The sequence below is a fragment of the Mucilaginibacter sp. P19 genome (genome assembly GCF_050632265.1).
Classification (GTDB): Bacteria; Bacteroidota; Bacteroidia; order Sphingobacteriales; family Sphingobacteriaceae; genus Mucilaginibacter; species Mucilaginibacter gossypii.
On sequence record NZ_CP192586.1, the window covers coordinates 5,157,689 to 5,169,729 of the forward strand.

Genomic DNA, 12,041 nt, shown 5'->3' on the forward strand with positions numbered 1-12,041 from the left:
CCCTTATTAGCGTTTTTAAGCATCCAACTATGCAACAACACCTCAGGCATCCCGTATTTTCTGTTATATCCCGTTTGGCGGGCGAACAAAATGTACAGGCCTATGCTATAGGTGGTTTTGTGCGCGATATTTTCCTGAACCGCCCGTCGAAGGACATTGATATCGTAATTATTGGCAACGGTATTGCTTTTGCCGAAGTTGTTGCCAATACGCTTAGAGTTAAACTGGCGGTTTATAAAAACTTCGGTACGGCTTCGCTCAAATACCGCGATTTGGAGATAGAGTTTGTTGGCGCCCGCAAGGAATCGTACCGTCGCGACTCGCGCAAGCCAATTGTGGAGAATGGCACTTTGGAAGATGATCAGAAACGCCGCGATTTTACCATCAACGCGCTGGCTATTTCCCTCCACCCGGATACTTTTGGCGAGTTGCTTGATCCCTTTAACGGCATTGCCGACCTGCAAAACAAGCTGATCCGCACGCCGCTTAATCCTAACGAAACATTTTCTGATGATCCGCTGCGTATGATGCGGGCCATCAGGTTTGCTACCCAGCTTAATTTCAGGATTGATGATATCGCTGTTGAAGCCATTAAAACCACTGCCGACAGGATCAGCATCATATCGCAGGAACGGATTACCGATGAACTGAACAAGATCATCCTGTCGCCGGTACCATCAATCGGCTTTAATTATTTGTTTGATACCGGACTGCTGCATAAGATCTTCCCGCAAATGGTAGCCCTTTACGGGGTTGACTATGTAGATGGCAAAGGTCATAAGGATAACTTTTACCATACCCTTCAGGTGCTTGACAACATCTGCGAAACTACTGACGACCTGTGGTTACGCTGGGCTGCTATACTGCATGACATAGCCAAACCCGCCACCAAACGTTTTGAGCCCAGCCACGGCTGGACCTTTCATGGTCATGAAGACCGGGGCGCACGCATGGTGCCCAAGATCTTCACCCAGCTTAAGCTGCCGCTTAATGAAAAAATGAAGCAAGTTCAAAAGTTGGTGCAACTGCATTTAAGGCCCATCGTACTTTCACAATCCATAGTTACCGATTCAGCAGTGAGGCGTTTGCTTTTTGAGGCAGGGGACGATATTGAAGCACTGATGTTGTTGTGTAAAGCAGACATCACCACCAAAAACGAATATAAGGTTAAAAAATATCGTAACAATTTTGAGCTTGTTCAACAAAAATTAAGAGACGTTGAGGAGCGCGACAGCATCCGTAACTGGCAGCCGCCGGTTACCGGTAACGATATCATGACCATATTTGGGATAAAAGAAGGCCGCGAGGTAGGAATAATCAAAAATCAGATCCGCGAAGCCATATTGGAAGGCGAAATTCCCAACAATCGTGAGGCCGCGTTAACCTTTACAATCAGCAAAGGCATTGAAATTGGCTTAAAAGTTGTGACTACCCCAAATTAAATTAAAACATTATTATTTTTGTCCAAAATCTACAATAAACAATGGCAGTATACAGGTTCAGGGTTACTTTTGAAGACTACGATGACGTTACGAGAGAAATTGATGTAAAATCAAATCAAACTTTCGAAGATCTTCACCGCGCAATTCATCAGTCAACTGGTTATAATCCGGAATTTTCTTCATCATTTTATATCAGTAATGATCAGTGGACTAAAGGTGAAGAAATAACTTACCTGCCTAACCAAAGGCGTATTGACCGTGGTGTATCATTAATGAATAAAGTAAAGCTGTTGAGTTTTATTGATGACCCGCACCAAAAATTTTACTATACATTCAATTTCGATCGTCCGTTTGATTTTCATGTGGAACTGATGAAGATCATTTTAGATGAAACGCCGGGCACCACTTACCCTGCCGTTGTAAAATCAGTTGGCGAAGCGCCTAAACAATTTGGCAATGCATTTAACGCTACCGTTTTACCGCCTGTTACCGAAGACTTCGACTTTCTGAACGAAATGGCCTTTAACCCGGAGGATGCCGAAGATTTTTCGGAAGTTACAGATACCGATGACCTGCCGGAAGAAAAACACAGCGGCGGCGAAGAAGAAGAGGAAGAAGATGAGTTCGGCAATGAATTTAGCGATGATGAAGGCTTTGATGATGATGAAAGGCCTGGCCGTGGCGGTAGCGACGATTATTAAACTTAGCACATGGTTCATAGTTGATAGTTCATGGTTTTTACCCAAGTTACATTTTAAACTATGAACTATGAACCATCATCTATGAACCCTCTTTCCCCAACCCTCATTGTAGTTGCCGGCCCTACCGCCATAGGAAAAACGGCTGCGGCTATTAAGCTGGCACAGCACTTCAATACAGCAGTTGTTTCGGCCGATTCAAGGCAGTTTTTTAGAGAAATGACTATTGGTACTGCCAAACCGGATGAAAGTGAGTTGGCTGCCGCCAAACACTATTTCATTAATTCGCATTCTATATCTGAAAGTTTTTCTGTAGGCGATTTTGAAAAACAAGGCCTTAGCCTTTTAGATGAACTTTTTAAAGTACATGATAAGGTGATCCTGGCGGGAGGGTCAGGTTTATACATTAAAGCTATTTGTGAAGGCTTTGATAACTTGCCCGTAGCCGATATTTCAGTACGTGAAAAACTAAACCAACAACTGGAAAGAGAAGGAATTACAACATTACAAAAACAACTACAACAGGTCGACCCGGATTATTATACCCAGGTCGACCTTAATAATCCTCAGCGTATCATCAGGGCGCTGGAAGTTTTTGAAACCTCAGGTAAACCATTTTCATCTTACCGCAACGCTACTGTAAATAAAAGACCTTTTAACATTATCAAACTGGCGCTTGATATGCCCCGCGAAAAACTATATGAGCGTATAAACCTGCGCGTTGATCAGATGGCTAAACAAGGGCTAGCGGAAGAAGTAAAGTCCCTCCTGCCCCACCGTGAATTAAATGCTTTAAATACGGTTGGCTATTCGGAGCTGTTTGATTATTTTGATGGAAAAACCAGTCTTGATGAAGCGCTCTTGCTTATAAAACAAAATACCAGGCGCTTTGCCAAAAGGCAGCTTACCTGGTTCAGAAAAGACAAAGACTTTATTTGGTTTGATGCCGGTGCTCCCGATGTTATTGACCAGATGGCTAAAGCCATTGAAACTTCCGCATAATTATTTTATTGCGGCAGCAGGCTTTGTAAATATTTGCCGTAACCACTTTTGATATACTTGTTAACTAACAGCCGCAACTGATCGTCATTGATAAACCCACGGCGGTAAGCAACCTCCTCAATACACCCGATTTTGGTTGACTGGCGTTTTTCGATCACGCGCACATATTCAGTAGCGTCGCTCAATGAATCAAACGTACCCGTATCTAACCAGGCTGTTCCCTTATCCATAACGCCAACATGCAAGTTACCCTGTTCAAGGTAAAACTTGTTAACATCGGTAATTTCATACTCACCCCGGGGTGAGGGTTCAAGATCTTTAGCTATTTGGATTACCGAATTATCATAAAAATAAAGGCCGGGTACTGCAAATTTCGATTTTGGCTGCAATGGCTTTTCTTCAATTGACAATGCCCTGAATTCGGCATCAAATTCAACCACGCCATAGCGCTCCGGATCTGCCACATGGTAAGCAAAAATAGCAGCACCCTCAACGTCATTGAAGCTGCGGATCAATTCGTTAAATCCGGTACCATAAAATATATTATCGCCCAATATCAAAGCTACTTTATCATCGCCTATAAATTGCTCGCCAATAACAAAAGCCTGGGCAAGTCCATTAGGCTTTTCCTGTATAGCATATTCAAATTTACAGCCTAACTCTGTGCCATCGCCCAGCAACCGTTTAAAACCGGGATTATCTTCGGCTGTGGTAATGATCAGAATTTCTTTGATATCCGCCTGCATCAAAACCGATAATGGGTAGTATATCATTGGCTTATCATAAATAGGCATCAGTTGTTTACTGATTGCCCTGGTTATAGGATAAAGTCGGGTGCCTGACCCTCCTGCTAAAATAATGCCTTTCATATTTGATTATACTAATTTTTAAATAAACATCCCGAAGTTAGTATATAATAATGCTTCCGTAATATCAGGGCCCATTATTATACTGTTGAACAATGCTATCAGGTATAAAGTTGGTATTTATTGTTCAATATGCAAACTTATATTTTATCTGATTATTTTGAACATAAACCATGTATCAGGCAACAAGCCTTTTTCAAAAGCAAAATCCATTTAATCCCCTCAACATTAGCATAAAATTGTTATTATTGCAGTTTGAACGTTAAAAACTACTATTTAGGTGGATTTAGCGGATTTTCATTGTTAACATGCATAAATATTATCTTACTCATCTGCAGGAATTAGAATCAGAGGCCATTTACGTTATCAGGGAAGTGGTTGCACAATTTGATCGTCCTGCCATCCTGTTTTCGGGCGGGAAAGACTCTATTGTTGTAACACACCTGGCAAAAAAGGCATTCTGGCCCGCTAAAATCCCAATGCCCCTAATCCATATTGATACCGGTCATAACTTTCCTGAAACTATGGAGTTTAGGGATAAGCTGGTTGAAAACCTTGGCGTGCAACTTATTGTAGGCTCGGTTCAGGAATCAATTAACAAAGGTCGTGCGGTTGAGGAAAGCGGTATTAACGCCAGCCGAAACGAGTTGCAGATAGTAACCCTGCTTGATACCATCGAAAGCAATAAGATTGATGCTGCTATCGGCGGTGCGCGCCGTGATGAAGAAAAGGCCCGTGCTAAAGAACGTTTCTTCAGTCACCGCGATGAGTTTGGCCAGTGGGATCCTAAAAACCAACGCCCCGAGCTCTGGAATATCTTTAACGGCCGCAAGCGCATGGGCGAACACTTCCGTGTGTTCCCGATCAGTAACTGGACCGAAATGGATATCTGGAACTACATTCTGCAGGAAAACATAGCTATACCTTCATTATACTTTGCACACCAACGTAATGCAGTTTACCGCGATAATACCTGGCTGCCTGCTTCGGAGTTCTTACAGCTTAGGGAGGGTGAAACTATCGAAAATAAGCTCATGCGTTTCCGTACCCTGGGCGATATCACCATCACCGGCGGTATCGAATCAGACGCTGATACCCTGGAGAAGATAGTTGCTGAAGTATCAGCAACCCGCAGCACCGAACGGGGCAACCGAAGCGACGATAAACGCTCGGATACTTCAATGGAAGACAGGAAAAAGCAAGGTTATTTTTAAATTTGATTCAATGAGCCTTCAGGCAGCCAAGCCCGGAGCAAAAAACATACCACCACAATGGAATTATTACGTTTTACTACAGCAGGTAGTGTTGACGATGGTAAAAGTACCCTTATAGGACGCTTACTATACGATTCGAAATCCATCTTTGAAGACCAGATGGAGGCTGTAAAACAATCGAGCGAACGAAAAGGGCTTCAGCATGTTGATCTTTCATTATTAACTGATGGTTTACGTTCGGAGCGCGAGCAGGGCATTACCATTGACGTGGCCTACCGCTATTTTGCCACACCCAAACGTAAATTTATTATTGCCGATACCCCTGGCCATATCCAGTATACCCGCAACATGGTTACCGGCGCTTCAACAGCAAACCTTGCCCTGGTACTTATTGATGCCCGCAAAGGTGTGGTTGAGCAAACCTGCCGCCACTCATTTATTGCATCACTATTAAAAATACCACATATTATTGTTTGTGTGAACAAAATGGATTTGGTTGATTATAGCGAAGAGGCTTTTAACAAAGTAGTTGAACAATATGAAGCTTTTGCAGCAAAAATTGATGTCACTGATATCCGTTTTGTGCCTATCAGCGCTTTAGCCGGTGACAATGTGGTTAACGATTCGGAAAACATGCCGTGGTACAAAGGCGAAAGCCTGTTACATACACTGGAGACTATCCATATTGCCAGTGATGAAAACCACTCTGATGCCCGCTTCCCGGTGCAAACAGTGATCCGTCCTCATGCGGATGAATATCATGATTACCGCGGTTATGCCGGCCGGATAGCAGGCGGCATTTTCAGGCCTGGCGATAAGATCACCGTATTGCCATCAGGATTAACATCAGCCATAAAATCTATCGATACTTATTCGGGTCCGGTTGAGGAAGCTTTTGCACCAATGTCGGTGTCCATTACTTTGGAGGATGATATTGATGTAAGCCGCGGCGATATGATTGTTAAAGACGACAGCGAACCGCAGGTGAGCCAGGACCTTGACGCGATGATTTGCTGGATGGCAACCCGCAGCCCGCGCCCAGGTGCTAAATATCATCTCAAAACCACCACCCGCGAGGTAATGTCGATCATTAAGGAAGTTTATTATAAACTTGATATCAATACACTTGAAAAGCAGGAAGAAAATACCGATATTAAGATGAACGAAATGGTGAAGATCCGTTTACGCACTACTCAACCCGTAGTGTTTGACGAGTATCGCAAAAACCGTATTACCGGCTCATTGATCCTGGTTGATGAATCAACTAATGAAACGGTAGCAGCAGGGACATTCCTATAAGCTATTTGGGGAAAAACTAAAAATGCCAGGTTTGTAAGAAAAGCCTGGCATTTTATTTTTTTAAAACTCATTGTTTATTGTGCGGCAGCCAATTTTTTAATACAAGCTTTTAGGCTGTCGCGCCAGTAAGGGATCTTTATATTAAACGTAGCTTTGATCTTAGCCTTATCCAGTACCGAATATGCCGGTCGTTGCGCATTCGTTGGATATTCTGATGTGCGTATTGGGAGTACTTTAACATCAGTACCTGAAATATCAAAGATACCTTTGGCAAAGTCATACCATGAGGTTACCCCTTCATTGCTGTAATGATAAATACCATATGCTTTTTTACCAGCTGTTATGATAGTTAAAATTGCTTCTGCCAGGTCAATAGCATATGTGGGTGTGCCCACCTGGTCTGCAATCACCTTAAGCTCATCACGGTCGGCCCCAAGCCTTAGCATGGTTTTTACAAAATTGTTGCCATACTCGGAGTATAGCCAGCTTGTACGAATTGTATAGTGTTCATCAAGAATTTCCGCAATTGCCTGTTCTCCCTCCAGTTTGGTAAGGCCATATACACTGATAGGCTCAGCAATGGCCTCCTCTGTGAGTGGCAATGCCACATCGCCCTTAAAAATGAAATCAGTTGAGATCTGAACAAGGGTAGCACCATATGCTTTACAATGCCTGGCAAGATTTGCGGCCCCTGTTTTATTGATCGCCCGGGCCAGGTCAACTTCGTCTTCCGCTTTATCAACAGCGGTATAAGCAGCGCAATTGATAGCAAACGCCGGTCTATATTTTTCAAAAACAATATCCAGCAAATCTTCCCGCAGAATGTCCGCCTCTTCTTCAGGCAGGAAATGGATATAATCTATTTTCCTGTCGCCTGCTACTTTCTTTAAGCAGTTACCCAATTGTCCTGATGCTCCAAATACGATGATATTTTGCATTTTTTAGAAGTGTTATTTTTTGATTAAACCAGGATAAAAATTAGAACCCAAAATCAGGAGCATCCTTTAAAAAGGGCAGTTCAAGGTCTTTATCCGATACCAGCACATTGCTCCCGCTGAGCTGCCAATCAATATTTAAATCAGGATCGGCATAATGTAGACCACTTTCTGACTCTTTGTTATAGTAGTTATCACATTTATACTGGAATACGGCTTCATCGCTCAATACAATAAAGCCATGGGCAAATCCACGGGGAATAAAAAATTGCTCGTTATTCTGTTCGGTTAAATGCACTCCATAATATTGCCCATAAGTTGCCGACCCTTTGCGCAGGTCGACAGCTACGTCCAATACTTCGCCTTTGGTTACCCTAACCAACTTAGCTTGCGAAAACCGACCTTTTTGTAAATGCAGGCCACGTAATACACCTTTAGTTGAATAAGATTGATTATCCTGTACAAAGTTGACATTGAAGCCTGTAGCATCAGCAAACCGTTGTTGATTAAACGATTCAAAAAAATAACCGCGGTCATCACTAAAAATACGTGGTTTTATTAATAAACATCCCTTAAGCGGGGTTGGTATTATAGTCATATAATATATTAAGATAACTAAAACCGGATTGCGTACCGTTTTCTATTAACGAAGATAATGCAAAATACGTTACAGAACCCAACGGCATATTTAAAAATGAGTAATACACCTTATTAACGGACGGACCGTAATTCAAACAGTTGGCTGCTATATTATTAATGCATTGAACACCTAAGGAAGAGCTGCCAACAGCGAGCCTAATAAATGATTTATTAGGGGTTTTAAACATCAGAAGCCGGTTTTCGCCGGCTTCTGATGTTTAAGTATGACATGAATTACTTATCGTTGAACAATCAATTCACCCTTGCTTAAAAAGTCGGCGTATGCTAATGCAATACCATCTTCAAGCTTGGTGTGATATTTCCATCCTGCATTTGCCAGTTTAGTAACATCCATTAGCTTTCTGGGTGTACCATCTGGTTTAGAAGTATCAAAATTAATTTCGCCCTTATAACCAGTTACTTTTTTTACAAGCTCTGCAAGCTCTTTTATAGTTACATCGTCGCCAGTTCCTATATTAACCAGCCCCGGCTCATTATAGTTCTGCATCAAATAATAGCATGCTTCGGCAAGATCATCAGCAAATAAAAATTCACGCTTTGGTGTGCCGGTACCCCATATAGTTACCGCCGGCGCCTGCTGCTCCTTAGCTTCGTGAAAACGACGGATCAAAGCAGGCAAAACATGAGAGTTTTGAGGATGATAATTATCATTATAACCGTACAAGTTAGTAGGCATAGCTGATATATAGTTACAACCATATTGAGCACGATAAGCATCGCACATTTTTATGCCTGCAATTTTGGCTATCGCGTATGGTTCATTGGTTTCCTCAAGCGGACCAGTCAACAAGTAATACTCTTTTAAAGGCTGAGGCGCTAATTTTGGATAAATACAGCTTGAACCCAAAAACATCAGCTTCTTTACCCCATTTAAATATGAGTTATGAATGATATTATTCTGAATTTGCAGATTATCATATAAAAATTCAGCTCTGTAAGTATTATTGGCAACAATACCACCAACTTTTGCAGCTGCAAGAAAAACATAATCGGGCTTTTCCTGCCTAAAGAATTCGGATACAGCAACCTGATCACGAAGGTCGAGTTCTGACGATGAACGCGTTGCAAAATTCGTAAAACCTTCACGTTGTAGTTTACGGAAAATTGCGGAACCAACCATGCCACGATGACCAGCTATATATATCTTTGCGTCCTTTTCCATCATAGTTTATTCAAATTGGTTTTTGATGGCATAGCCAGAATCCTTCAATAACCTTTCCCTTCTGAACAGGTCAACGTCGGCTGCAACCATTTCGCTAACAAGCTCTTTCAAGTCGTATTTAGGTTGCCAGCCCAACAATTTCTTTGATTTTGCAGGGTCACCAATCAGTAGATCTACTTCGGTTGGACGGAAATACTTAGCATCAACAGCAACTACTTCCTTACCTATTTCAACGTGAAAATCAGGATTGTTACAGCTAACAACATATCCAACTTCATTAATGCCCTCGCCTTTAAATTCAACTGTGATGCCAACTTCGGCAAAAGCAAGTCTTACAAACTCGCGAACACGGGTAGTTACACCGGTAGCAATCACATAATCAGTAGGTTTATCCTGTTGTAATATCAGGTACATAGCCTCCACATAATCCTTAGCATGTCCCCAGTCCCTTTGAGCATCCAGATTGCCCAGAAATAATTTATCCTGTAACCCCATAGCAATTTTTGCAGTTGCGCGGGTAATTTTACGAGTTACAAAGGTTTCGCCACGCAAGGGACTTTCGTGGTTAAACAATATACCGTTACAAGCGTAAATGCCATAAGCCTCACGATAATTTACTGTTATCCAATAAGCATACATTTTTGCCACTGCGTATGGTGAACGCGGATAAAATGGTGTGGTTTCAGATTGAGGAACAGCCTGCACTAAACCATACAGTTCAGAAGTAGATGCTTGATATATTTTTGTCTTTTTTTCAAGGCCTAAGATACGAATAGCTTCAAGTAACCTTAAAGTTCCAATGCCATCGGCATTAGCTGTATACTCAGGAGTATCAAAACTAACTTTCACGTGCGACATAGCACCTAAGTTGTATATCTCATCTGGCTGAACTTGCTGGATTATACGAATAAGATTAGTGCTATCACTCAAATCACCGTAATGAAGTGTTAACCTTATTTCGCTATCGTGCGGATCTTGATAAAGATGGTCAATCCTATCTGTATTAAACAATGAACTACGGCGTTTTATACCATGGACATCATATCCTTTTGAAATTAACAACTCGGTAAGATATGCACCATCCTGGCCGGTGATACCCGTAATTAATGCCTTTCTTTTTTCCATAGAATAGAGCGATAGTTATCTTTCAATATTTGTCTTTAAAAATACAAACATTGGTTCATATAATATTGTAATGTGGGCGAATATAAAGGTATCCAGAACTGAACTGTCAAGATTCGATAATTTTTTTCATTAAAAACTCATACTTATTATCTACTTTAAAAACATTAAATAGCGTTAACGTTAAAAACACATTGTAATAAAACACTCGTTTATATGAGCTTTTAAAATAAAAAATAAAAAAAACTGTTACTACCCTTATAAATAAAAGGAGCGGTATTTTTGCAGGTATTGCAATGACCGCTTTAATTAAATAAAATTTAATACATTTAAAATTATGAAATATATTGCCCTTGTTTGCACTGCGTTTTGCTTTGTATCCTTCCCTTCTTCCGTTACCAATCACAAACAGTTTAAATATACTTTGAACACGAAAACTCAAAACGATACTTTAAAAAAAGCCACGAGTTTCCCCATTGGAGTTGGAATAGGCACCCGCCAGTTAAATGACCCTAAAATAAGGGAAATAGTAGTGCGTGAATTTAATAGTATGAGTACTGCCAGTTCATTATTCTGGAACCAACTCAGGCCAACACCCAATACTTTTTTATTTTCGCCGGCAGATGACCTTGTAAATTTTGGAGTGAAAAATAACCTGGATGTACATGGCCATTGCCTCATTTACTTTCAGGGGCTTCCTGATTGGGTACAAAATTTCCAGGGCGATTCTGTAGCGTGGGAAAATTTATTTAAAACACATATTCAAACCATAGTAAGGCATTTCAAAGGTAGGGTTAAATCATGGGATGTTGTGAATGAAGCTTTTGATAATGATGGTACACCAAGGATGGCTACCTACGATAAAAAGTATGTAAACGTTTGGGCGCTGCATTTAGGTAAAGACTATATAGCCAGGGCATTTATATACGCCCACGAAGCCGATCCTCAAGCCGTTCTGTTTTACAACGATAACAGCCAAGAGAAATCACCCAGGCGATTACAAGCGATGTTAAACATGGTACGTGATTTTAAAGCACGTAATATTCCTATTGGCGGACTGGGATTACAATTGCACGTTGATATAGGCACCTCACAAGAAGGTATAAAAAACGCACTCGTCCAATCTGCCAAAACCGGCTTGCAAATTCATATTTCTGAATTAGATATCCGCCTTAACCCCGGAGGCAATTTATTTGACACCGCCGATTCCTCACAAAATGCAAACAAACAAGCTAACCTATACTATTACATAGCTCATCAATATAAAACCCTTGTACCTAAACGTCAGCAGTTTGGAATTACATTCTGGTGTGTGACCGACAAAGATACTTACATCAATGCAGGTGGGGGCCCTAAAAAGAAAGATAATCCATTGTTATTTGATGAGCAGTATCGTAAAAAGCCAAGTTATAAAGCGTTTATCTCTGGCTTAGAGCAATAAAACACGATAAAATAGATAACAAGTGTTTTTATACAAACGGGAACACTTGTTATTTATTTATATAATAGGTCAATCTGTGTGTTCTCGTCGCTTTTAATAATCGTCCGCTTCGCCTAACCTACCTGCCTACCTTGTTTTTAAGGGCATCCATTATTATTACCTCCCCTTCGCATTTAATTTTACGGCTAGCATTCATCGAT

Annotated in this window: 10 protein-coding genes and 1 pseudogene; 6 read left to right on the top strand and 5 right to left on the bottom strand. The window is 41.2% G+C overall.

Translation table 11 applies throughout. The features are described from left to right. The first annotated feature begins 29 nt into the window (after positions 1 to 29). The 3 genes from ACQ86K_RS25150 to miaA are packed head-to-tail and all read left to right on the top strand — an operon-like array spanning position 30 to position 3,142. A complete protein-coding gene (locus tag ACQ86K_RS25150) occupies positions 30 to 1,442 on the top strand; it encodes a CCA tRNA nucleotidyltransferase (protein WP_091166669.1) in 1,413 nt (470 codons plus the stop codon). A 41-nt stretch (positions 1,443 to 1,483) separates the two neighbouring features. Then, positions 1,484 to 2,143, top strand: a complete 660-nt coding sequence (locus ACQ86K_RS25155) for an IS1096 element passenger TnpR family protein (protein WP_091166667.1) — start codon at positions 1,484 to 1,486, stop codon at positions 2,141 to 2,143. A 60-nt stretch (positions 2,144 to 2,203) separates the two neighbouring features. Further along, a complete protein-coding gene (gene miaA, locus ACQ86K_RS25160) occupies positions 2,204 to 3,142 on the top strand; it encodes a tRNA (adenosine(37)-N6)-dimethylallyltransferase MiaA (protein ID WP_256337397.1) in 939 nt (312 codons plus the stop codon). Between the two features lie 5 nt (positions 3,143 to 3,147). Here miaA and rfbA read toward each other — a convergent pair whose 3' ends face one another. Next, on the bottom strand, positions 3,148 to 4,011 hold the full coding sequence (rfbA, locus tag ACQ86K_RS25165) for a glucose-1-phosphate thymidylyltransferase RfbA (protein WP_091166665.1): 864 nt from the start codon (positions 4,009 to 4,011) through the stop codon (positions 3,148 to 3,150). A gap of 305 nt (positions 4,012 to 4,316) precedes the next feature. Here rfbA and cysD point away from each other — a divergent pair, with 305 nt between their 5' ends. Together cysD and cysN are read left to right on the top strand one after the other, a co-directional pair. Continuing rightward, positions 4,317 to 5,222 carry a sulfate adenylyltransferase subunit CysD gene (cysD, locus tag ACQ86K_RS25170; RefSeq protein WP_090528572.1) on the top strand — a complete coding sequence of 302 codons (906 nt, stop codon included), beginning with the start codon at positions 4,317 to 4,319 and terminating at the stop codon, positions 5,220 to 5,222. Between the two features lie 51 nt (positions 5,223 to 5,273). Beyond that, a pseudogene (cysN, locus tag ACQ86K_RS25175) lies at positions 5,274 to 6,521 on the top strand (sulfate adenylyltransferase subunit CysN); the annotation flags it as partial. A gap of 74 nt (positions 6,522 to 6,595) precedes the next feature. Here the strand turns inward: cysN and rfbD are convergent. The 4 genes from rfbD to gmd form a co-directional block, all read right to left on the bottom strand. Then, positions 6,596 to 7,459, bottom strand: coding sequence for a dTDP-4-dehydrorhamnose reductase (gene rfbD / locus ACQ86K_RS25180; RefSeq protein WP_091166661.1), 864 nt, complete (start codon positions 7,457 to 7,459; stop codon positions 6,596 to 6,598). A 40-nt stretch (positions 7,460 to 7,499) separates the two neighbouring features. Continuing rightward, on the bottom strand, positions 7,500 to 8,054 hold the full coding sequence (rfbC, locus tag ACQ86K_RS25185) for a dTDP-4-dehydrorhamnose 3,5-epimerase (protein ID WP_091166659.1): 555 nt from the start codon (positions 8,052 to 8,054) through the stop codon (positions 7,500 to 7,502). A 279-nt stretch (positions 8,055 to 8,333) separates the two neighbouring features. Continuing rightward, on the bottom strand, positions 8,334 to 9,278 hold the full coding sequence (gene fcl / locus ACQ86K_RS25190) for a GDP-L-fucose synthase (RefSeq protein WP_091166653.1): 945 nt from the start codon (positions 9,276 to 9,278) through the stop codon (positions 8,334 to 8,336). 6 nt (positions 9,279 to 9,284) lie between these two features. Then, positions 9,285 to 10,403: a GDP-mannose 4,6-dehydratase gene (gene gmd / locus ACQ86K_RS25195; RefSeq protein ID WP_091166650.1), complete on the bottom strand. Its 1,119-nt coding sequence runs from the start codon at positions 10,401 to 10,403 to the stop codon at positions 9,285 to 9,287. A gap of 334 nt (positions 10,404 to 10,737) precedes the next feature. Between gmd and ACQ86K_RS25200 the strand changes: the two genes are divergently transcribed. Next, complete coding sequence (locus ACQ86K_RS25200) at positions 10,738 to 11,841, top strand: endo-1,4-beta-xylanase (protein ID WP_091166648.1); 1,104 nt, start codon at positions 10,738 to 10,740, stop codon at positions 11,839 to 11,841. Positions 11,842 to 12,041 lie beyond the last annotated feature (200 nt).

What these genes read in the sequence shown, in the direction of transcription:
- ACQ86K_RS25150 (WP_091166669.1), top strand. Translation starts at nt 30, where the DNA reads ATGCAACAACACCTCAGGCATCCCGTATTTTCTGTTATATCCCGTTTG.
- ACQ86K_RS25155 (WP_091166667.1), top strand. Translation starts at nt 1,484, where the DNA reads ATGGCAGTATACAGGTTCAGGGTTACTTTTGAAGACTACGATGACGTT.
- miaA (WP_256337397.1), top strand. Translation starts at nt 2,204, where the DNA reads ATGAACTATGAACCATCATCTATGAACCCTCTTTCCCCAACCCTCATT.
- rfbA (WP_091166665.1), bottom strand. Translation starts at nt 4,011, where the DNA reads ATGAAAGGCATTATTTTAGCAGGAGGGTCAGGCACCCGACTTTATCCT.
- cysD (WP_090528572.1), top strand. Translation starts at nt 4,317, where the DNA reads ATGCATAAATATTATCTTACTCATCTGCAGGAATTAGAATCAGAGGCC.
- rfbD (WP_091166661.1), bottom strand. Translation starts at nt 7,459, where the DNA reads ATGCAAAATATCATCGTATTTGGAGCATCAGGACAATTGGGTAACTGC.
- rfbC (WP_091166659.1), bottom strand. Translation starts at nt 8,054, where the DNA reads ATGACTATAATACCAACCCCGCTTAAGGGATGTTTATTAATAAAACCA.
- fcl (WP_091166653.1), bottom strand. Translation starts at nt 9,278, where the DNA reads ATGGAAAAGGACGCAAAGATATATATAGCTGGTCATCGTGGCATGGTT.
- gmd (WP_091166650.1), bottom strand. Translation starts at nt 10,403, where the DNA reads ATGGAAAAAAGAAAGGCATTAATTACGGGTATCACCGGCCAGGATGGT.
- ACQ86K_RS25200 (WP_091166648.1), top strand. Translation starts at nt 10,738, where the DNA reads ATGAAATATATTGCCCTTGTTTGCACTGCGTTTTGCTTTGTATCCTTC.